This window comes from Actinoplanes auranticolor (genome assembly GCF_018332655.1).
Classification (GTDB): Bacteria; Actinomycetota; Actinomycetes; order Mycobacteriales; family Micromonosporaceae; genus Actinoplanes; species Actinoplanes auranticolor.
The window spans coordinates 134,039-154,398 of the sequence record NZ_BOQL01000018.1 but is presented as its reverse complement, the minus strand read 5'-3'; the positions used below and the strand labels follow the sequence as shown (position 1 = coordinate 154,398).

The 20,360-nt window shown below is 71.0% G+C and carries 17 protein-coding genes and 1 pseudogene; 6 read left to right on the top strand and 12 right to left on the bottom strand.

What is annotated here, in order from left to right:
• Positions 1-5 precede the first annotated feature (5 nt).
• Positions 6-407 (bottom strand): winged helix-turn-helix transcriptional regulator, encoded by a 402-nt coding sequence (locus tag Aau02nite_RS10025; RefSeq protein WP_212988317.1) that lies wholly within the window; start codon positions 405-407, stop codon positions 6-8.
• Positions 408-495: 88 nt separating this feature from the next.
• Here Aau02nite_RS10025 and Aau02nite_RS10020 point away from each other — a divergent pair, with 88 nt between their 5' ends.
• Positions 496-1,359: an NAD(P)-dependent oxidoreductase gene (locus tag Aau02nite_RS10020; RefSeq protein WP_212988061.1), complete on the top strand. Its 864-nt coding sequence runs from the start codon at positions 496-498 to the stop codon at positions 1,357-1,359.
• Between the two features lie 63 nt (positions 1,360-1,422).
• On the opposite strand, the gene Aau02nite_RS10015 is transcribed toward Aau02nite_RS10020, so the two are convergent.
• From Aau02nite_RS10015 to Aau02nite_RS09995, 5 genes are read right to left on the bottom strand one after another with little or no spacing between them, the layout of a single operon-like run.
• Positions 1,423-1,647, bottom strand: a complete 225-nt coding sequence (locus Aau02nite_RS10015; RefSeq protein WP_212988060.1) for a hypothetical protein — start codon at positions 1,645-1,647, stop codon at positions 1,423-1,425.
• A gap of 45 nt (positions 1,648-1,692) precedes the next feature.
• Positions 1,693-2,442 carry an AfsR/SARP family transcriptional regulator gene (locus Aau02nite_RS10010; protein ID WP_212988059.1) on the bottom strand — a complete coding sequence of 250 codons (750 nt, stop codon included), beginning with the start codon at positions 2,440-2,442 and terminating at the stop codon, positions 1,693-1,695.
• Positions 2,439-4,232 (bottom strand): ABC transporter ATP-binding protein, encoded by a 1,794-nt coding sequence (locus tag Aau02nite_RS10005; RefSeq protein WP_246595030.1) that lies wholly within the window; start codon positions 4,230-4,232, stop codon positions 2,439-2,441. The genes Aau02nite_RS10010 and Aau02nite_RS10005 overlap by 4 nt, the downstream gene beginning before the upstream one ends.
• Entirely contained in the window at positions 4,229-4,759 is a 531-nt protein-coding gene (locus Aau02nite_RS10000; protein WP_212988058.1) for a TlpA family protein disulfide reductase, read from the bottom strand. Before Aau02nite_RS10000 ends, Aau02nite_RS10005 begins: the two co-directional genes overlap by 4 nt.
• 25 nt (positions 4,760-4,784) lie before the next feature.
• Positions 4,785-5,315, bottom strand: a complete 531-nt coding sequence (locus Aau02nite_RS09995; RefSeq protein ID WP_212988057.1) for a MauE/DoxX family redox-associated membrane protein — start codon at positions 5,313-5,315, stop codon at positions 4,785-4,787.
• A 171-nt stretch (positions 5,316-5,486) separates the two neighbouring features.
• Here Aau02nite_RS09995 and Aau02nite_RS09990 point away from each other — a divergent pair, with 171 nt between their 5' ends.
• Entirely contained in the window at positions 5,487-5,885 is a 399-nt protein-coding gene (locus Aau02nite_RS09990; protein WP_212988056.1) for a S26 family signal peptidase, read from the top strand.
• 51 nt (positions 5,886-5,936) lie between these two features.
• Here the strand turns inward: Aau02nite_RS09990 and Aau02nite_RS09985 are convergent, their stop codons facing one another.
• Complete coding sequence (locus Aau02nite_RS09985; RefSeq protein ID WP_246595029.1) at positions 5,937-7,400, bottom strand: endo-1,4-beta-xylanase; 1,464 nt, start codon at positions 7,398-7,400, stop codon at positions 5,937-5,939.
• Positions 7,401-7,655: 255 nt separating this feature from the next.
• Here Aau02nite_RS09985 and Aau02nite_RS09980 point away from each other — a divergent pair, with 255 nt between their 5' ends.
• Complete coding sequence (locus Aau02nite_RS09980; RefSeq protein ID WP_212988055.1) at positions 7,656-8,825, top strand: outer membrane protein assembly factor BamB family protein; 1,170 nt, start codon at positions 7,656-7,658, stop codon at positions 8,823-8,825.
• A 55-nt stretch (positions 8,826-8,880) separates the two neighbouring features.
• Positions 8,881-9,579, top strand: a complete 699-nt coding sequence (locus Aau02nite_RS09975; protein ID WP_212988054.1) for a FadR/GntR family transcriptional regulator — start codon at positions 8,881-8,883, stop codon at positions 9,577-9,579.
• A gap of 7 nt (positions 9,580-9,586) precedes the next feature.
• On the opposite strand, the gene Aau02nite_RS09970 is transcribed toward Aau02nite_RS09975, so the two are convergent.
• From Aau02nite_RS09970 to Aau02nite_RS09955, 4 genes are read right to left on the bottom strand one after another with little or no spacing between them, the layout of a single operon-like run.
• Positions 9,587-10,621 (bottom strand): ABC transporter permease, encoded by a 1,035-nt coding sequence (locus Aau02nite_RS09970; protein WP_212988053.1) that lies wholly within the window; start codon positions 10,619-10,621, stop codon positions 9,587-9,589.
• Positions 10,614-12,122, bottom strand: a complete 1,509-nt coding sequence (locus Aau02nite_RS09965; protein WP_212988052.1) for a sugar ABC transporter ATP-binding protein — start codon at positions 12,120-12,122, stop codon at positions 10,614-10,616. The genes Aau02nite_RS09970 and Aau02nite_RS09965 overlap by 8 nt, the downstream gene beginning before the upstream one ends.
• Positions 12,119-13,183 (bottom strand): sugar ABC transporter substrate-binding protein, encoded by a 1,065-nt coding sequence (locus Aau02nite_RS09960; protein WP_212988051.1) that lies wholly within the window; start codon positions 13,181-13,183, stop codon positions 12,119-12,121. The genes Aau02nite_RS09965 and Aau02nite_RS09960 overlap by 4 nt, the downstream gene beginning before the upstream one ends.
• Positions 13,180-14,502 (bottom strand): enolase C-terminal domain-like protein, encoded by a 1,323-nt coding sequence (locus Aau02nite_RS09955; RefSeq protein ID WP_438841117.1) that lies wholly within the window; start codon positions 14,500-14,502, stop codon positions 13,180-13,182. Before Aau02nite_RS09955 ends, Aau02nite_RS09960 begins: the two co-directional genes overlap by 4 nt.
• A 291-nt stretch (positions 14,503-14,793) precedes the next feature.
• Between Aau02nite_RS09955 and Aau02nite_RS09950 the strand changes: the two genes are divergently transcribed.
• Positions 14,794-16,341, top strand: coding sequence for a methyl-accepting chemotaxis protein (locus Aau02nite_RS09950; RefSeq protein WP_212988049.1), 1,548 nt, complete (start codon positions 14,794-14,796; stop codon positions 16,339-16,341).
• Positions 16,342-16,347: 6 nt separating this feature from the next.
• On the opposite strand, the pseudogene Aau02nite_RS47825 reads toward Aau02nite_RS09950, so the two are convergent.
• Positions 16,348-19,100 (bottom strand): annotated as a pseudogene (locus tag Aau02nite_RS47825) (nSTAND1 domain-containing NTPase).
• Positions 19,101-19,224: 124 nt separating this feature from the next.
• Here Aau02nite_RS47825 and chvE point away from each other — a divergent pair.
• Positions 19,225-20,355: a multiple monosaccharide ABC transporter substrate-binding protein gene (gene chvE / locus Aau02nite_RS09940; RefSeq protein ID WP_212988047.1), complete on the top strand. Its 1,131-nt coding sequence runs from the start codon at positions 19,225-19,227 to the stop codon at positions 20,353-20,355.
• Positions 20,356-20,360: the final 5 nt, after the last annotated feature.

The following is a 20,360-nucleotide window of genomic DNA, read 5'->3' as shown; positions in this document are numbered from 1 at the left end:
GAGCATCATGCGGCACCGCCGGCCCCTCCCGTCCTCAGGCCGGGGGGCGGAGCTTCGACCAGGGCGCCCTCGGCGGCGAGGCGTTTGACCCGCTGCTGACCCCAGGTGCCGAGTGCGCTGAGGGCTTCGTTGAGGGAGGCGCCGTCCGGGGTCAGCGAGTACTCCACCCGGGGTGGCACCTCGCGGTAGATCTCCCGGTGGACGAGCCCGTCCTCCTCCATCTCGCGCAGGTGCTGGACGAGCATCTTCTCGCTCACGCCGGGCAGGCCCCGCCGCAGCTCACCGAAGCGCCGGGTGCCGTAGTTGGTGAGCTCCCAGAGGATCAGCGATTTCCACTTGCCGGTCACCACGTCCATCCCGGCGTCGATGCCGCAGATGTACGGGCCTCGCCTCGCGCCGGCTGCCATCACGCCTCCACCCTTACCTGAAGGTAAGTACCGAACTAGATAGTGGGTACTTGCTGCACCCACTGTACCGGGGCAAGCATGGTGACCCATGACGACATTTCTGGGTACGGGGGCGATGGGTACGGCTCTGGCCGCGACGCTGCTGGACGCGGGCCTTCCCGCGGTCGTGTGGAACCGTGATCCGCGGCGGGCGCAGCGCTTGGCCGGTCGCGGCGCGCTGGTCGCCGACACTGTCGAGAAGGCCGTCGCCGGTGACGGGCCGGTCATCGTGTGCCTGTTCGATCACCGCTCGGTCCACGACGTGCTGGATCCGGTCGTCGGCGCGCTGGCCGGCCGTACCGTGATCAATCTGACCACGACGACGCCCGCCGAGTCGCGGGAGCTGGCCGGCTGGGCCGCCGGTCACGGCATCGCCTACCTCGACGGCGCGATCCTGGCCGTGCCCGACATGATCGGCGGTCCGGGATCGGTGATCTTCTACAGTGGCTCGGCGGCGGTCTTCGCCGGGCACCGTGCTGTGCTGGACCGGTGGGGCGAGAGCACGTTCTTCGGTGCCGACGCCGGTCTCGCCCCGGTCTACGACATGGCGATGCTGACCGGGATGTACACGATGATCGCCGGTTTCCTGCACGGTGCGGCGATGCTCGCCGCCGAGGGTGTCCCGGCGGCGGAGTTCGCGCGGTGGCAGGCGCCGTTCCTGGCTGCCATGACCGGCAGCTTGGCCGGGTACGCGGCGGTGGTCGACGCGGGAGACTACGCCGGGGAGGGCCAGAGTCTGCGGTTCACCGATGCGGCTCTGGCCGCTCTGTTGCGGGCGAGCACCGGTCAGGGCGTATCGACCGAGGTGCTGCAGCCGGTGCACGATCTCGTCCGCCGTCAGATCGCCGCCGGTCACGGAAATCTCGACACCGCCCGGATCTTCGAGGAACTGAGGAGCCGTCCCCGCTCCTGAGGAGGCGGCATGGGCCGAGCGCGACGCCTGCCGGCCGCCTGAGGAGCAGGGCTGTCGACGCGCTCAGCAGCAGCCTTGGTACCTGCGGAAGTAATTCGTGCATCCGGTCAGCGGGACCTGACCGACGTAGCAGTACTGGCCCCACTGGTAGTAGTAGAAGCACTGGCCGCCGCCGCAGCCGGTGAACTGGTAGGCGCAGTACGACGGGTACGAGCAGGCCGCAGCGCGGCGCTTCGGGGCCACCTTGGCGAGCAGGCGGTCGCCGACCGTCATGAGCAGGGTTGTCACACGTGCCTCCCTCATTGTCAGTGAGGTTCACGGTGCCGGAGCCCGCTAACGCGTCGCTAACGGTTCGGCCAGCCGGGCCGCGATCGTGCGCAACTGCCGGCCGGGCTGCACGCCGAGCTCGGCGGACAGCAACCGCGACACCCGGTGGTACGTCGCCAGCGCCGCCGCCGTGTCGCGCCGGGCGATGTGGCAGCGGATCACCATCTCCCAGGCCCGTTCGCGGAAGGGCTGGTCGAGGACGAGCCGGTTCATGTCGTCCAGGGCCACGTTCACCTGGCCCAGCGCGAGCCGGGCCTCGGCGAGGCTCTCCCGGGCGCGGGCCCGCCGGTCGTCGACGGTGGCCGCGGCCGCCGCGATCCGCGCGCTGCGCACATCCGAGCAGGTGGTGCCCCGCCAGAGCAGCAGCGCCGGCTCGAGCAGGGCGACGATGGCGGGCGCGTCCGGCGCCAGCGCGGCGGCGCGGGTCAACCGCTCGAACTCCGCCAGGTCGGTGTGGACCTGGTGGTCGCAGAGCAGGTAGCCGGGAGCCGCCGTGCGCAGGACCGTGGCGGCGTCGCACCCCAGCCGGTTCAGTTCGCGCCGCAGGCCGCAGATGTGCCCTTGCAGCTTGGTCATGGCCGTCACCGGCGGCTGGTCGCCCCACAGGGCGTCGATCAGCGAGTCGGTGCTGACCACCAGGCCGGCGTGCAGCGCGAGCATGGCCACCACGGTGCGCCGGCCCTGACCGCCGAGCCGGACCTCGCCGCCGCCCGCCGTCATCTGCAGCGGTCCGAGCAGCGACACCTCGACGCTCACGGCACGACCTCGGCGAAGCCGGCCGCCTGGAGCCGGAACATCTCCGCGTACGGTCCGCCGGCGGCCATCAGGCTGTCGTGGTCGCCCTGCTCGACGACCGCGCCGGCCGCCAGGACCACGATGACGTCGGCGTCGCGCACGGTGTTGAGGCGGTGCGAGATGAGCAGCGACGTACGGCCCCGGCGCAGCTCGGCCAGCCGGTGGTGCACCTCGTGCTCGGCGTGCGCGTCGAGGCCCGACGACGGCTCGTCCAGGATGAGCAGGTCGGCGGAGCGGCGCAGCACCGCACGGGCCAGCGCCAGCCGCTGCCACTGCCCGCCGGACAGCAGCACTCCGGCCGGATCCGCCCGGTCCGCGCCGTCGCTGAACGTGCGGCTCAGCATCGTGTCGTACCCGTTCGGCAGGGCCGTCAGCGTCCGGTCGATGCCCGCCCAGGTCGCGGCAGCCTCCAGGGCCGGCCGGTCGGCCTGGGCCGTGATGTCGCCGGCCGCGATGTTGTCGGCCGCCGCGAGCTCGTAGGTCATGAAGTCCTGGAACGTGGCCCGGATCCGCCGGCGCAGCTCGGCCGGGGCGATGTCGCCGATGTCGACGCCGTCCCAGGTGATGGCGCCCCTGGTCACCGGGTAGAAGCCGCAGATCAGCTTGACGATGGTCGACTTGCCGGCGCCGTTGGCCCCGACCAGCGCCATCGAGGTGCCCCGGGGGATCGCCAGGTTGAGCCCGCGCAGCGTCCAGTCGTGGTCGGGCGCGTAGCGGAACCACACGTCGCGGAACTCGATGCCCGAGGCCAGCGGGGGCAGTGCCGTCACCGGGTAACGGCGCGGCCGCGTACGGATGATGCCGGTTATGTCGATGTAGTGCCCGAAGGTCATCAGCAGCTGGCCCATCGTCGCGACGTCCATGACCACGGTGGTGAGCGCCATCTGCACGGACGCGAGCGCGGCGATGAGCACCATCAGGTCGCCGGCGGTGCCGTGCCCGGCGAAGATACGGGTCGCGAAGTACGCGAGGGCCGCACCGGCCACGATCCCGGTCATCGCGGACAGCGCCAGGTCGACGACGAACGCGTACCGGTCCTGTGTCCGCTCCTCGCGCTGTCCCGCCCGCAGCTCCCGGGTCATCCGCGTCCGGAAGAAGGGCGCCAGCCCGAACAGCCGGATCTCCTTCGCGGCGCGCTGGTCGAGCAGCAGCGCGGCATAGAACGCCTGCCGCCGCCAGTACGGGCTGGTGCGGACGATCATCTCGCCGCGCCGCCGGGCCAGCCACACCTGGGCATAGAGCGTCGGCAGCGCGGAGAGCAGGACGAGCACGGCCAGCCACCCGTTCCAGCGCAGCAGCGTGTACCCGAAGCCGGCCAGGGTGATCACCGACGACGTCATCGTCAGCAGCGACGACGTGATCTGCATCGGCGCGAAACAGCTGGCCTCGCGGGCGATCCGCAGCCGGTCGTGGAACCCGCTGTTCTCGATCTCGGCGAGCCCGTCGTGCTGCGACACCGCGGTGAAGAGGTCGACCTGGGTGCGCAGCGTGATGCGCCGCGACATCTCCTGGTCGTAGTAACGCCGTACCTGCGAGACCAGCGGCGTCAGCAGGCCCGTCACGACCAGACCGGCGACGCCGAGCCGCAGCTGCCCCGCGTCGTGCTCGGACAGGCCGTCCACCAGCAGCTTGGTCGACCAGGCGAGCGCAACCGGGGTCACCCCGTTGACGAGCATCACGCCGAGCGAGATCGCGCTGGCCAGCGGAGCGGCCCGCGCGCAGAGCACGATCGCCTGGCCGAGCACTTTCACGGGATCCACCGTTCGAGCGGCTCGTCGACGGTGTGCCCCTTGCCGATGAGCGTGCCCTCGCCGTCGAACAACAGGAAGCTGGGCGTGCCACTGATCGAGAACGTCGCCATGAGACCACCCGGTCCGTGCTCGGTGACCACCGTTCCGGATTTCTCCAGCACCGGCGTGAGGTCGTCGGGGACGGCCTCGTCGGTGACGGTCAGCACGCTGACCACCCGGATGCTCCGGGCGGCGATCCCGGTGGCGCGATGGGCGAGCTGCTCGGCCTGGGCGGGGCAGAAACGGCACCCGGTGGAGAAGAATCCGAGCAGTACGGGGGTGCCGAGCACGCCGGCGCGGGTGAAGGAGCCGTCCGCGCTGGTGAAGTCGGGCATCGGCGTACCGGTGCGCAGGCCCGGCTCGGTGGCCGGCAGCACGTCGGCGAGCTGGGCCTCGTGGTCGCGCAGCCGCCGGACGATCGCGACGCTCAGCAGCAGGTCGAGCAGGACAAGGACGGCCAGCACGATGACCGCCGTGGTGAGAACCATCGAGTCGTCCTTCCGGAAGGGGCGGTCAACGCGGGGAGCCGCCGAAGAGCCACATCAGTTCGTCCAGGTAGACGACCGCCGCCACGGCCACTCCGGAAACGGCGACGGCGACGATCGCCGCCGGGGGATCGGATGACAGATACGAGGGGTACGCGGCCGCGTCGAGCACGCCGGCGGCGTACGCGAGCACGGCCAGCGCGCCGGTCCGGGCGACGTGACGGGCCGCCACGGTGTCCTTTGTGGACCCGAAGCAGTGGCAGCTCGCCGCCGTGCCCCGCGCGACGGCACGCCACAGCACGAGCGCGAGGATCGCGAAGAGCGAGCCGGCGGCGAACAGCCCGATCGCGGCGGTCGCCGGGACGACGACCAGCCCGAGTGTCACGGATTCGCCCAGTACCGCCGCCACCGCCGCGGTGGTGCCGAGCCGGGCCGGGATGCCCAGGTCACCGACGCCGTCGCGGAACCGGCGGAAGGCGGTGGCCGAGCGCACTTTCGACACCAGCGAGACGGCCAGGACCCCGGCGATCGTGAGCACGGCGACGGAAAGAACGAGCACGGCCCTGCCCCCGGTCCATGGTCGGCTTGAAGTGAGGGGAGCCCCCGCGGCACACGTTGCGTAGGGTTACTCACCCGCTACGTTGCGATACCGCCACAGTAGACCGTCGGCCGAAAGGCCTGTCAAGACTTCATTGTTACCGTTCTCAATATGGAGCCCTCGTGTCGCGCGTTGTTTGCCGTAGTGGGTCTGGCCGCCCTCGGAGCCGTCGCGGTACGGCGGTCGCTGATCGTCGTCGACGTCCACGGCGCCAGCATGGAACCCACCTACGCGGGCGGCTCACGCCTGCTCGCGGTGCGCTCCGCCGCCCCGGCGCGCGGCCAGGTGATCGTCCTGCGCCACCGGAGGCTCTCCGAGTCGCCGGGGGCGAGTGCCTACCTGATCAAGCGGCTGGCCGCGCGGCCCGGCGATCCGGTGCCGGCGAGCGTGCGCGCAACGGTGGGTGTTGAGGTTGTGCCGGTGGGACAGTGCGTCGTGCTGGGTGACAACACGGACAGTGTCGACTCTCGATCGTGGGGCTTCGTGCCGCTGTCCGACGTCGTGGGCCGCGTGCTGCGCGTCCTGCGCTAGACGTGCCGACGCCCGGGCCGGCCCTGAGGCGGCCCGGGCGTTCGGGTCAGCTCAGGTGGCGGTGCAGGTGGGCGAGACGCCGGTGGCGCTGCCGGTGCCCTGGAAGCCGAACTCCACCGATTGTCCGGCGGCGATCTGCCCGTTGTAGCTGACGTTGGAGAACTGCACGGCGCCGGTGGTGCCGGAGCCGTTGGCGTTCCAGCGGCTGGTCACGGTGGCGCCGCTGGGCAGGGTCAGGCCGACGGTCCAGCCGTTGACCGGTGCGGACCCGGCGGTGACGCGGACGGTGGCGACGAATCCGCCGTTCCACGCGTTGAGCGACACCGAGGCCGCGCAGCCGGCCGGGACCGGGGGCGAGCTGGCCGAGGCCGACGGTGAGACCGGGGGCACCGACGGGGAGACCGGCGGTGAGGAGACCGGCGGCGACGTCGGCGGGGTGGTGGTCCCGCGGCCCTTGTTGAGCTCTTCGAGGACGGCCGTGTAGGCGGCCTTCTTCTGGTAGTTGCCGTTGCTTCCGGTGAACAGCAGGCCACGCTCGGAGGCGCGCCACGACTCACTGTCGGCGATGCCCCAGACCGTGATGCCGGTGCACCGCGTGACGTTCAGGCAGGCCCGGACGACCTTGCGGTAGTTCTCCGCCTGGCCCTGGCCGATGTCGTTGTTGCTGAGGTCGTCGTCGATGTCCAGCTCGGTGAGCTGCACCTCGACGCCGAGGTCGGCGAAGCGCTGGATGTTGGCCTGCAGGTCGTCGGTGATGATGCTGTTCGGGTTGTCGTTGAAGTGGCTCTGGAACCCGACGCAGTCGATCAGCCTGTTCGACCCCTGGCCGTACGCCCTGACGATGTCGTACAGCGCGTCGGCCTTCCTGTTCCGGCCGCCGCCCTGCACCGTCAGGCCCTCGACGTCGTAGTCGTTGATGCAGAGCTTCGTGCTTAGCCCGTTCTGCTGGACGACCTGCTTGGCCCGGGTGAAGGAGTCCCGGATGTAGTCGGTGTCGGTCGCGTCGAAGTAGTCGCCGTCGCCGTTGGCGTCGCGGTCCAGGGTGTGCGGCCACTGGCTGCGGCGCGTTCCGGCGTTGTTGTCGGCCAGGGCCTCGTTCACGACGTCCCAGTAGGCGACCTTGTTGCCCCAGCGCAGCAGCGCGTTGCCGATGTAGGTGTTCAGCGTCGACTGGTTGGCGCCCTGCAACTGCCCCGCCTGCGAGTACCAGACCATGGTGTGGCCGCGTACCAGCATGTTGTTGGACTGCGCGAAGTTGACCAGCGTGTCCGCGTTGCCGGTGTTGCGCAGCGTGCCGTTCGCGTTGGCGATCGCGTCCGGCTTCATGTCGTTCTCGGGAGTGAGCTGGCCGAACTCGCTGGAGAAGAAGGCGTTCACCCGGCCGGGACCCGCGGCGGCGCCGAAGAACAGGCCGGCCTGGGCGGCGGCGGCCCGCAGGGTGGTGGCGGCTGCTTCAGCGGTGCCGGTGGACTGCACGGTCACGACGCCGCCGGCCAGCAGAACCGCCGCGCCCATCGCCGCAAGTTTCGGGCGCCTTCCGGCATTTCCCAGTAAGCTTCTCATGAGGTTTCCTCCTTGTTTCGACCCGGTAAGCCTCAGTCAAATATCGGCAGCTGTCAATCGCAGTGCGCGATGAGCGATCTTGAGGTACCGAAACTTCCGGAATTCGCGGAAGGTAGCTCGACCGGGTGAGCGCTCGGCCCGCCGTGGATCCGAGCCGGACTTTCCTCCATACGGTGATCTTCCCGTCACCGTTTGCAAGGAGATGCCGTGAAACGTCGTTGCCTGGCGGTCGCCGTGATCGCCGCGATCAGCGCGACCGCCGCCCAGGTCCCCGTCGCGGCTCCGGCCGCGGCGACGAACCCCGACGCCTGGGGGCAGGCCGCGGCCCACGCGACCGGCGACCACTACAACCCGGGAGAGACCCGCCTGACCCCCGCTGCCGCCGCCAGGCTCGAACCGCGCTGGAAGGTCCCGCTGGCCACCGCGAAGTGCGCTGTCCCGGCCGTGCCCCTGGTCGGCGGGAACCGGCTGGTCACCGCCGCGTCGTACCGGATCAGCGGTTACGACGCGACCACGGGCGCACTGGCCTGGCGGACGCCCGCCACCACCAGGAAGACCAGCATCAGCCTGGCGGCGATCGAGGGCACCAGGCTCGTCGCCCAGTTCCGGGACTGCCGGTCCGGCAAGACGTTCCTGAGTGCCCACGACGTGACCACCGGCAAGGTCCTCTACCGCAAGCAGATCCCGGAGACCATGTACGGCGTACTCGTCGACAAGGGCATCGTGGTCGGCAGTGTGTGGGACGCGCCGATCAGCAAGTACGGCATCCGGGCGTACCGCATCAGCGACGGCTCGCGGGTATGGGCGCGGCAGGGGTCGATCGCCGGGGAGACGGTGGCCGCCGGCGGCCGGATCCTGGTGGTCGGCGACGACTCGACGACCGCGGTCGACGTCACGACGGGCAAGGCGGTGTGGCCGGCCGGCGCGGGTTGCTTCACCCCGATCGGCGCGTCCCCCGACGGCGCGGCGTTCTACCTGCGATGCGGGCCGGACGAGCGGATCCGCAGCGTCAGCGCGGCCACCGGAGCGGTGCTGCGGACCTTCCCGAGCCACGGCGGGACGTTCGGATTCGCCACTGACGGTGAGCGGATCTACCTGCACACCTACTCCGGCGAACTGATCGCCGTCAACGCGAACGACGGCCGCAGGGTCTGGAAGGCCACCTTCAGCGAGAACGCTCCCATCATGGCCACGGTCGGCGGCGGCGTGGTCTACGGCTGGCGGAGCAAAGGTCAGCCGCTGGCGGCCTTCGAGACGCGCACCGGAAAGCCGATCAAGCTCGACGCCAGGATCTCGGGACTGCAGGGCGCGCCGATGGTGGCGAACGGCCGGCTGTACGGCAGGACCGGATCGACGGTGACCGCGTACGCGCCTTGACGCTCAGACCGGACGACGATGCGATGATGGGCCTCATGGCTGGCAGGGGGATCCGGTGGCGCTGACCGACGAGGCCATCACGAGGATCCGTGGGCTGATCCAGTCGGGGGAGCTGCCGCCGGGCGCCCGGTTGCCCACCGAGCAGCAGTTGTCGCACCAGCTGGGCCTGTCCCGCAGCGGCGTCCGCGAGGCCGTGAAGGTGCTCGAAGCGGCCCGCGTGCTCGACGTGCGCCGCGGCGACGGCACCTACGTGACGAGCCTGGCGCCCCGGCTGCTGCTGGAGGGGCTGGGTGTCGCCGTCGAGCTGCTGCGCGACGACACCCTGCTGGAGGTGATGGAGGTGCGCCGGATGCTGGAGCCGGTGGCCACCGGCGTCGCCGCCCTGCGGATCACCGACGCCGACGTCGATCGGCTGGGCGGGATCCTCGAGGACATGCGCGGGGCGGCGGACGACGCCGAGCAGCTCATCCGGTACGACGCCGCGTTCCACCGCACGGTCATCGCGGTGACCGGCAACGAGACCCTGACCTCCCTGCTCGACGGGCTCTCGGGGCAGACCCTGCGGGCGCGGGTGTGGCGCGGGCTGATCGAAGGTGGCTCGGCGCACGTCACGCTCAACGAGCACGAGGCGATCTACCTGGCCCTGCGTGCCCGGGACCAGCTGCTGGCCCAGGCGAGCGCGCTGATCCACGTGAACACGTCGGAGTCGTGGCTGCGTACGGTATTGGCCGCCGCACCGCGGCAGCACAGATAGCGCCCCGTCAGGTCTGGGCCTTGCCGCCGGTGATCCGGGAGACGACCAGCGCGACGAGGATGACCGCGCCGTTGAGGAAGTTGGTCCACTGCGCGGGCACACCGGCCAGCGTCAGCACGTTGATGATCATGAAGAGCAGCAGCACGCCGGTGAAGGCTCCGAAGACGGTTCCCTTGCCGCCGTTGAGGCTGACGCCGCCGATGACGGCCGCGGCGAAGACCTGGAAGATCGCCCCGTCGCCCTGGGCCGCTGTGACTGAGGCGAGCCGGCCGCTGATGAGCAGGCCGGCCAGGGCGGCCAGCATGCCGGCGACGATCAGGGTCAGCCACACGACCCGGTCCGTCCGGATGCCGGCCGCCCGGGCGGCGTCGACGTTGCCGCCGATCGCGTACAGCGAACGCCCGGCCCGGGTGTAGCCGAGGACCACCATGGCCACGGCGAACAGGGCCAGGGTGATCCAGATCGACGCGGGCACACCCAGCCACGACGTGGAGCCGAGGTAGGTCATGGACTCCGGCAGAGCGAAGAAGGTCTTCCCGCCGGAGATGCCGGTCAGCAGGCCGCGCAGGACGATGAGCATGCCGAGCGTCACGATGAAGCCGTTGAGCCCGAAGCGCACGATCAGCAGGCCGTTGAAGGCGCCGATCAGCGCGCCGGTCAGGAGCACCAGCGGGACGGCGAGGGCGCCGGGAAGGGCGTGCAAGCCGAGGCCGTGCGTCACCGCCGGGTCGACGATCAGCCAGGCCGCGACGCCCGGGGCCAGGCCGAAGGTCGACTCCAGCGACAGGTCCATCTTCCCGGCGATCAGCACCAGGGTCTGGGCGAGCACGACGATGGCGATCTCGGACATGCTCTGCAGCACGTTGATGATGTTGTCCGGTTGCAGGAACACCGGGCTGACGATGAAACCGACGATGGCGACGGCGATGATGGCCGGCACCAGCGCGAGGTCACGCAGCCGGGCCAGCGCGACGGTCCGGCGCGCGGCCGGGGGCGGCGGAGCGGCCGGGGCAGCAGTGGTGCTCGGCAGCGTGTCAGACATGGCCGAGATCGACCCCTTCCATGGCGGCTACCAGGTCGTTGTCCCGCCACCCGGCCGGCAGGTCCCGCACGATCCGGCCCCGGAGCAGCACCAGGACCCGGTCGCAGACGCGCAGATCGTCGAGCTCGTCGGAGACGACCAGCACGACGGTGCCGCGCCGGCGCACCTGCTCGACCACGCCGAGCAGGGTCTGTTTGGAGCGCACGTCCACGCCGGCGGTCGGGGTGATCAGGACCAGCAGCTTGGGGTCGCCGGCCAGGGCGCGGCCCATGACCACCTTCTGCTGGTTGCCTCCGGAGAGGTCGGAGACGGATACGTGCGGACCGGACGCCTTGATGGCCAGATCGGTGATGAACCTGCGGGCGAAGGCGTCGCGCCGGGCCGGGGAGATGAGACCGCGCCGGGTGACCCGCTCGGGCACGGTCATGGTGACGTTCTCGGCGACCGACAGCAGCGGCACCAGACCCTGCCGGTGCCGGTCCTGCGGGACGAGGCCGACACCGGCCGCGAGCGCGTCCGGCACGCTGCCCCGCCGCAGCGTACGGCCGTCGACGGCGACCGTGCCCCCGACCGGCCGCGCCAGTCCCACCAGGGCCTCGGCCACCTCGAACTTGCCGCTGCCGCCCCCGCCGGCCAGCCCGATCACCTCGCCCGCCCGGGCCTCGAACGACGCCTCGGCGCCCGAGGCCGTCACCAGGTCACGGACGACGACACGGACCTCGGCGTCGGCGGCGGGTGGCCGCCGGTGCGGGTCGCCGGCCAGGCTGACGTCCTCGCCGGTCATCGCCGCCACCAGGTCCGCGCGGTCGAGCCCGGCCACCGCGGTGGTGCGGATGTGCCGGGCGTCGCGGAAGATGGTCACCACGTCGCAGATCTCGTAGATCTCCTGCAGGTGGTGGCTGATGAACAGGAAGGTGACGCCCTGGGCGCGCAGGGCGGCGATGCGGGCGAAGAGCCGGGTGATGCCGGCGCCGTCGAGCTGGGCGGTCGGCTCGTCCAGGATGATGAACCGGGCCCCGAACGACAACGCGCGGGCGATCTCCACGAACTGCCGCTGCTCGACGGTGAGGGCCGACGCCGGCTGGTCCACGTCCACGTCGACCGACCAGGTGGCCAGCAGCTCGCGCGCCGAGCGGCGCAGCGCACCCCAGCGGATGAGGCCGCCGGGGCCGCGGTCGTGCCGGTTGAGGAACAGGTTCTCCGCGACGGTGAGGGCCGGGATGATCGTCGACTTCTGGTAGACGCAGGCCACCTGCCGGCGCCACGCGTCCCGGTCGCCGAGCGGCGGGGCGGGCCGCCCGCCGAAGGTGATCCGGCCGGTGTCCGGCGCCTGGAGCCCGGTCAGCATGGCGACCATCGTCGACTTCCCGGCGCCGTTGCGGCCGACCAGGGCGTGCGTCTCGCCGGGCCGTACCGTGATGGCGGCCCGGTCGAGCGCGACCGTGGACCCGTAGCGTTTGCCGATGTCGACGGCCTCGACGACCGGCTCCTGACCGGTCATGAGTTGCCCCACAGCGACGTGTCGTCGTACTTCGCCGTCTTCTCACCGCCGATCGTCGCGCCGTCCGCGGTGACCAGCGGCGCAGAGAGCTGATCCTCGAGCAGACCGTCGCGCACCTTGATGATGGTGCTGTCGTGATCGGTCGGACCGGGCTGGAACGTCCTGCCGTCGATGGCGGCCTTGGCGTAGAAGAGCCCGTACTTCGCGTACAGGTCGGCGGGCTGGCTGACCGTCGCGTCGATGAGGCCGGCCTTGATGTCCTTGAGCTCCTCGGGGATCCCGTCGTTGGAGACGATGAAGACGTGCTCCGGGTCGCTCGGGGGCACGAGCAGGCCCTTCTGCTTGAGCACCTGCTTGGTGCCGGAGAGCGCGAACGACGACTGCATGTAGACGCCCTTGACGTCGGGGTCGGACGCCAGCCGGGTCTGCAGCTTGGACGCCGCGACGTCGCCCTTCCAGTCGGTGATCTCGCCGAAGACCTTGATGCCGGGGAAGTCCTTCTTCATGCAGTCGTGGAAGGCCTCGGTGCGGTCGCGGCCGTTGATCGAGGCGAGATCACCCTGCAGCATCACGACCTTGCCCTTGCCGCCGAGCTTGGTGCCCAGGAACCGGCACGCCTTGGTGCCGTAGGCGCGGTTGTCGGCCCGCACCACCATGGCCACCGATCCGGTGTCGGGCCGGGTGTCGATGGTGACGACCGGGATCTTCCTGGCCGCGAGCTGCTCGAGGGTGGGCGCGATGGCGGCGGTGTCCTGCGGGGCCATCACCACGCCCTTGACGCCCTGGCTGACGAACGTCTGCACGTTCGAGATCAGGGTGGCCACGTCGTTCTGCGAGTTCGTCGTCTTGAGCTCGACGCCGAGCGCCTTCGCGGACTCGGGCACGTACCGGATGTAGGAGTTCCAGAAGTCGGTGTCCGACCTCGGGTAGTCGACGCCGACGATCGGGGCTGTGGCACCGCTGCCGCCGGCCGACGGCGAGTCGCGGTTGCAGCCCGCCATGGACGACGTGACGCCGACCGTCGTGACGACCGCCAGACCGAGCACCATTCTTCGGTTCATCGCTGTCCTCCATCTGATGGATCGGCGCCGGCCCACCGGGGGCCGTCGGGATACCGGTACGCCGCCAGGGTCGCCGGCAGCATCTGCGCGCTCATCCCGGCGGTCCGGGGGGCCACGTAGCGGCCGTTCGCGATGCGTACCGGGGCGGTGAAATGCTCGTGCAGGTGGTCGACGTACTCGATGGCCCGGCTCTCGGCCGTACCGCTGACCGCGACGAAGTCGAACATGGCCAGGTGCTGCACGAGCTCGCAGAGGCCCACGCCGCCCGCGTGCGGGCAGACGGGGACGCCGAACTTCGCCGCGAGCAGCAGGATCGCGAGGTTCTCGTTGACGCCGCCGACCCGGCAGGCGTCGATCTGGACCACGTCGGCCGCGCCGGCCTGCAGCAACTGTTTGAACATGACGGCGTTGTGCATGTGCTCGCCGGTGGCGATCCGGATCGGCGCCAGCGCCGATCGGATCGCGGCGTGCCCGAGGACGTCGTCCGGAGAGGTCGGTTCCTCGATCCAGTACGGGTCGAACGGCGCCAGCTCCCGCATCCAGCCGATCGCGTCGGGCACGCCCCAGACCTGGTTGGCGTCGACGGCGATGCCCACGTCCGGGCCCACCGCGCGCCGGGCGATCGCCAGCCGCCGGACGTCGTCCCCGAGGTCCGCTCCGACCTTCAGCTTGATCAGCCGGTAGCCGTCGGAGACGGCCTGCCGGCACAGCCGGGCCAGCTTCTCGTCGTCGTAGCCGAGCCAGCCCGGCGTGGTCGTGTACGCCGGATACCCCTCGTCCAGCAGGGTCCGCTCGCGCTCGGCCTTGCCCGGCGCGGCGTCACGCAGGATGGTCAGCGCCTCGTCCTCGGTCAGTGCGTCGCGCAGGTAGCGCCAGTCGATCTGGGCGACGATCTGCTCGGGGGTCAGCGCGGCCAGCAGGCTCCACAGCGGCCGGCCCGCGCGCCGGGCGGCCAGGTCCCAGACCGCGTTGACCAGGGCGCCCGCGGCCATGTGGACCACCCCCTTCTCCGGTCCCAGCCAGCGGATCTGGCTGTCGCCGATGAGCTGCCGGGCGAGCGCCCCGGGGTCGGCCACGAGTGCGTCGACCGGCTGTCCGACGACCATCGGGGCCAGCGACCGGATGGCGGCGACCTCGATCTCCGTGCCGCGGCCGACGGTGAAGACGAACCCGTGGCCCTCGGCGCCCGCGGTGCTGCGCAGCACGAGGTACGCGGCGGAGTAGTCCGGGAACGGGTTCATGGCGTCGGATCCGTCGCGGTGCCGCGAGGTCGGGAAGCGGATGTCGAAGGTGTCGACGGACGAGATGCGCTCAGTCACCAAGGCTCCTGCTCTGTGGTGGCCCGCGCCCAGATCCTGGCCGCAACGGGCCGCAGACATCTGATGTATTTATAGGCGTCCACGACCTTGTGTGTCTACGGGTGATCTCTGGTCAGCTTCATCGGGGTAAAAATCAGATGTCTCGGTGGAGGCGGCTCTGACCTCAGTTATGCGGAGCAGCTGACGATCTTGGGAGTAGGACTCTGCACCGGGCAGGGCCCATGCCGAGTCACGGCCGCCGTTCAAAGGGGACAGGTCATCATGGGTTGGTTGCACCGCATCAAATACCGCTTGATCGCAGCCTTCGCGGTTCCCCTGCTGGTGCTGTGCGTCGTCGGTGCGGTGGCCTACCACAGCACCACCACCCTGGAGGACAACAGCGGCAAGGTGTCACACACCTATCAGGTGATCGAGGCGCTGGCCGCGGTCACCTCGACGCTCAAGGACGCCGAGACCGGGCAGCGCGGTTATCTGATCACCGGTGAGGACCGGTATCTCGCGCCCTATGACAGCGCCAAGCAGTCGATCGACGGAGCCATCACCGCCGTGGCCGATCTGACCAGCGACAATGCCGAACAGCAGGCGCGGATCGCCCGTCTGCGCCCGCTGGTGGACAGCAAGTTCGCCGAACTCGCCGACACCATCGAGCTGCGCCGCACCGACGGCTTCGCCGCCGCGCAGGCCGTCGTGCTCACCGACAAGGGCAAGGCGGTCATGGACCAGATCCGCACCGTCATCGCAGAACTGACCGACGCCGAGACGAGCCTGCTGGCCACCCGGGCGACGGAGACGACCGAGACCGCCGACCGGGCCCGGGTCGCCGTCCTGATCGGCATCGTCGCCGCCGCGCTGCTGGTGCTGGTCCTGGCGTTCCTGCTCTCCCGCAGCATCCTGCGTCCATTGACCGCGTTGACCGAGCGGCTGTCCGAGATCGCGGACGGCGAGGGTGACCTCACCCGCCGGGTCGACGAGAACCGCAAGGACGAGTTCGGTCCGCTGGCCGCCGCGTTCAACCGGTTCGTCGCCAAGATCGCCGGTACCATCCGGCAGATCGGCGACCAGGCCACCTCGCTGGCCGCCGCCTCCGAGCAGCTCTCGGCCAACTCCCAGCAGATCTCCGGTTCGGCCGCCGACACGTCCCGCCAGGTCGGTGGGGTCGCGGACGCGACCGAGTCGATGAGCGGGGCGCTGAGCACGGTCGCCGCGGGCGCCGAGGAGATGGGGGCCTCGATCCGCGAGATCGCGTCGAACGCCGCGGACGCCAGCCGGGCCGGCGCCGAGGCCGTCGACGTGGCCGGCGAGGCCACCCGGACCGTCAAGGAGCTCGGCACCTCGTCCGCGGAGATCGACGACGTCATCAAGCTGATCACGGCGATCGCCGAGCAGACCAACCTGCTCGCGCTCAACGCCACCATCGAGGCGGCCCGGGCCGGCGAGATGGGCAAGGGCTTCGCCGTGGTGGCCTCCGAGGTCAAGGACCTCGCTCAGGAGACCGCGCGGGCGACCGGCGACATCGGCCGCCGGGTGACCGACATCCAGACGAGCGCCACGGCCACCACGGCCGCCATCGACCGGATGAGCCAGATCATCCTGCAGGTCAACGACTACCAGACCACCATCGCCTCGGCGGTCGAGGAGCAGACGGCGACCACCTCGGAGATGGCCCGCAACATCTCCGACGCCTCCGGCAGCAGCCGCGACATCTCCGGCAGCCTGACGGCGGTAGCCAGCGCGGCGACGGAGACGTCCACCGCGATCGCCGGCTCGCAGACGGCGGTGAACGAGCTGGCCACGATGAGCGCGACGCTGCACACCCTGGTCAGCCAGTTCAAGTACTGAGCGGGTTCACCGGGACGGGCACAGCCGCTCACGGGTGGTGCCGGGGAAATACCGGTGCCAGTCCACGGTGACCGGCCGCGCGCACGTCTGCTGGATCACGGCGGTGAGATCGGCGTTGATGCGCCACATCGCCGACTTCCCGTCCAGCACCGCCAGGTCGGTGCCACTGAGACGGGGGGAGTTCAGGCGCAGGCCCTGAGTGTGCAGGCGGAGCAGGCTCCGGCCGGTCGCCGCGTCCCAGATCCGGGCGCCGGCACCGTCGATGACCGCCACGGTCCGGCCGGCGGGGTCGAAGGCCGGGTTGGCTGTCTCGTCGAGGCCGCTGACGCGAGCGACGATGCGCGGGGCACGGGGGCCGGCGGTGTCCAGGACGGTCGTGGTCGAGTCGCCCAGGTAGGACGTGACGGCGATCAGCCCGGCCGGTCCGGCCTGGACGACCGCGGGGTGCGGCACGTGCAGCAGGGTGCCGGTCCGGCGACCGTCGAGGGTCCAGCGTTCGATGGCGTCCTGGTCACCGGTGCGCCGGCTGAGCACGACGCCGGTGCCGTCGGCGAGCACCGCGGTCCCGACGACGTCACCGGCGGGCAAGGTGCGGACCGACCGGTCGCCGACGCGCCACACCCGGGCCGTGCTGTCCGTGCCCAGAGCACTCAGCAGCGAACCGGTCCGGTCCAGACTCTGCATCATTCCCAGCCCGGCCGGCACATTGATGCGGCGCGGACGGTCCAGGTCGGTCAGGTCCCAGAGGTGGGAACGGGTGTTCGCGGTCCAGTAGATGGCCCGGCGCTCGTCGAGGCTGCTCGCGTGCAGGTAGCTGTCGGCGGTGGCCAGACGGCCCGCCGGCCGCCACGTCGTACCGTCCCGCCGCCAGAGCTGTTCCCCGGACGTGCGGGTGTCGTAGGTGGCCGCGAACCGGCCGGGTGGGCTGAGGTAGCCGCGACCGAGGGTGGTGGCACCCGCGGCGGCGTGCGCCAGGAGCAGCACGTCGCGGGCCTCGGCCGTGGGTGCGAGCCGGTATGCGGCCAGGGCCAGGGCGGCGGCGTCGGTGGGCCGGGAGGCGATCAGGTCCCGGGCGGCATCGGCAGCGCGCAGGGACAGTGCCTCGTTGCGCTGCCGGGCGGCCTTGTGCTGGGCGGTCGCAGCCACGATCGCGGTGCCGGCCAGGAGGACGGCCAGCACCGCCAGCCCGGCGGCGAACCGGCGCAACCGGCGGGTGGTGCGCTGGCCGGCGCGCCTCCGGGCGTGTTCGGCGGCGAGGCCGGCGTCGAGAAAGGCCCGCTCGCCGGGGTTGAGCCGGTCCCGTAGCCGAGCCGCCCGGTCGAGGCGGGCGCCGCGGTAGAGGGTGTCGGGGTCGTGCCCGTGGGCTGCCCAGACGGCGGTGGCCTCGGTGAGCCGGTGCTGGGCCCGCAGGTCGTCGCGGTCGTCGGCGATCCAGCCGGCCAGCCGCGGCCACGCTCGCAGCAACGCCTCGTGGGTCAGGGTGACGCTGTCGCGGTCGATGGTGATCAGCCGGGCCGCGGCGAGCCGGTCGAGCAGGGCATCGGGGACGTCCAGGTCGGCCCGCCGGACCCGCCGCCGGCTGTCCTCGGTGCCGTCGCCGGGAACCACCAGGCGCAGGAACAGCAGCCGGGCCCTGCCACGATCGTCCTCGGTGAGGTGGTCGAAGGTGTGCTCGGCGGTACGCGCGAGAGCGTGTTCGATGCCGCCGGCGTCCTCGTAGCCGGCCAGGGTGAGAACCACGCCGCGCCGCCGCTGCCAGGTCTCGGCGAGCGTGTGCGACACCAGCGGCAGCACGGCGGGCTGCCCGCTGACGTCCGCGACGAGCCGGGCCAGCAGCGCCGTCTCGATCGTGGCGCCCGCGTGGGCGGCCGGTCCGGTGATCGCCGACCGCAGCTCCTCGGTGGACATGGGGCCGACCAGGACCTGCGCTCTGTGCAACGCGGTCACCAGCTCCGGGTGGCGCGCGCAGCGACCGTAGAAGTCGGCGCGCACGCTGATGACCACCCGGCTGTGCGGTCCCGCGGCGGTGGTCAACGCCCGGATCAGCCAGAGCCGGGCGGCTTCGTCGCAGAGCGTGAAAACCTCTTCGAACTGATCCACCACCAGCAGCAGATCGTCGGCGGCTTTGGCCAGCCAGCCGCGCAGGGCCTGCGGGTCGGCGGCGAGGTCGGCGCGGACCCGGTCGGCGGGCTCGTCGGCGAGGTTCGCCACGGGCACCGCCAGCTCGGTGATCGGATCGGCTCCCGGCGTACCACGATCGCGGTGCGCGCACTGCGGGCGACCAGGCCGGCCCGCAGCAACGACGACTTGCCCGCGCCGGAGGAGCCGAAGATCCCGACGAACGGCCGTTCGGCGACCGGCGTCAGCAGGGTGTCGGTCAGCGCCTCGCGGCCGAAGAACCGGTCGGCGTCGTCGACCTGGTAGGGGGCCAGGCCCACGTACGGCGGGGGCACGCCGCTGTCCGCGCCGGGCTGCGCGGCCGCCAGCTGCCGCCACCGCCCGGTCCACTCGCCGGTGTCGCCGCCGCAGGCCCGGACGATCGCCGTGGTGACGGCCAGGCTGGGCAGGCGGCGGCCGGACAGGGCTTCGGACAGTGCCGCGGCCGAGTAGCTCGTCCGCTTGCCCAGCTCCCGGTACGAGGGCAGGCCGGCCCGCCGCCGCAGACGCCGCAGGTCCCCGGCGAACCGCAGCAGGGGAGTCTCCTCGGACTCCAGCGGACGTTCCTGTCGGGGCACCGGCCCTCCATTCGTCGCGGTCATTGTCCTCGCCCGTGTCCAGCGTTGGTTGTTCAGCCGCCGGGGCCGAACCCGAACAACGCCGCGCTGCCTACGGTCGGGATCGTCCCGCCGGCGCACCGACCGTGCAGCATTGAGGAGTTCGTGCATGCGATCCACCCGCGTCATCGCGGCGGCATCGGCCGTCGTCCTGGCCTTTCCCCTGGCCGCCTGTGGTTCCAGCGAGAAGACGGCGGACAAGAAGCCCGCGGCCGGCACCGGCAACGCCGGCGCGCTGATCGGCGTCACCATGCCCACCCGGTCCTCGGAGCGCTGGAACGGCGACGGCGAGAACGTCAAGAAGGAACTCGAGGCCCTAGGCTACAAGGTCGACCTGCAGTTCGCCGAGGACGACATCCCCACCCAGGTCAACCAGCTCGACAACCAGATCACCAAGGGCGCCAAGCTGTTGATCATCGCGTCCATCGACGGCACCGCGATCAGCACCCAGTTGCAGAGCGCGGCGGACAACAAGATCCCGGTGATCGCCTACGACCGGCTGGTCCGCGACTCGCCGAACGTGGACTACTACGCGACCTTCGACAACTTCCGGGTCGGCGTGCAGCAGGCGACCTCTCTGCTGACCGGTCTCAAGGTGCTCAACGCCGACGGGTCCGAAGGCGCCGCGAAGGGCCCGTTCAACGTCGAGTTGTTCGCCGGCTCGGCCGACGACAACAACGCGACGTTCTTCTACAACGGGGCGATGTCGGTGCTCAAGCCGTACCTGGACGACGGCACGCTGAAGGTGCCCAGCAAGCAGACCGAGTTCAAGACGATCGCGATCCTGCGGTGGAAGCCGGCGGTCGCCCAGGACCGGATGGAGAACCTGCTGACCTCGACGTACCGCTCCGGGCTGACGGTGGACGGTGTGCTGTCGCCGTACGACGGGCTCTCGATCGGCATCATCTCCGCGCTCAAGAGCAACGGCTACGGCACGGCCGGTCAGCCGTACCCGGTCGTGACCGGGCAGGACGCGGAAGCGGCCTCGGTGAAGTCGATCATCGCGGGGGAGCAGTACTCGACCATCTTCAAGGACTACCGGGAACTGGCCCGGACCAGCGCACAGATGGCCGACGCCGTCCTCAAGGGTCAGAAGCCGACCACGAACAACAACAAGGACTATGACAACGGGGTCAAGGTCGTGCCGTCGACGTTGCTCGACACGGCGATCGTCAACAAGACCAACTACCAGAAGGTCCTGATCGACAGCGGCTTCTACAAGAAGGCGCAGGTGCAGTGACGGGC

What these genes read in the sequence shown, in the direction of transcription:
- Aau02nite_RS10025 (WP_212988317.1), bottom strand. Translation starts at nt 407, where the DNA reads ATGGCAGCCGGCGCGAGGCGAGGCCCGTACATCTGCGGCATCGACGCC.
- Aau02nite_RS10020 (WP_212988061.1), top strand. Translation starts at nt 496, where the DNA reads ATGACGACATTTCTGGGTACGGGGGCGATGGGTACGGCTCTGGCCGCG.
- Aau02nite_RS10000 (WP_212988058.1), bottom strand. Translation starts at nt 4,759, where the DNA reads ATGGTTCTCACCACGGCGGTCATCGTGCTGGCCGTCCTTGTCCTGCTC.
- Aau02nite_RS09985 (WP_246595029.1), bottom strand. Translation starts at nt 7,400, where the DNA reads ATGGGCGCGGCGGTTCTGCTGGCCGGCGGCGTCGTGACCGTGCAGTCC.
- Aau02nite_RS09970 (WP_212988053.1), bottom strand. Translation starts at nt 10,621, where the DNA reads ATGTCTGACACGCTGCCGAGCACCACTGCTGCCCCGGCCGCTCCGCCG.
- Aau02nite_RS09965 (WP_212988052.1), bottom strand. Translation starts at nt 12,122, where the DNA reads ATGACCGGTCAGGAGCCGGTCGTCGAGGCCGTCGACATCGGCAAACGC.
- Aau02nite_RS09960 (WP_212988051.1), bottom strand. Translation starts at nt 13,183, where the DNA reads ATGAACCGAAGAATGGTGCTCGGTCTGGCGGTCGTCACGACGGTCGGC.
- chvE (WP_212988047.1), top strand. Translation starts at nt 19,225, where the DNA reads ATGCGATCCACCCGCGTCATCGCGGCGGCATCGGCCGTCGTCCTGGCC.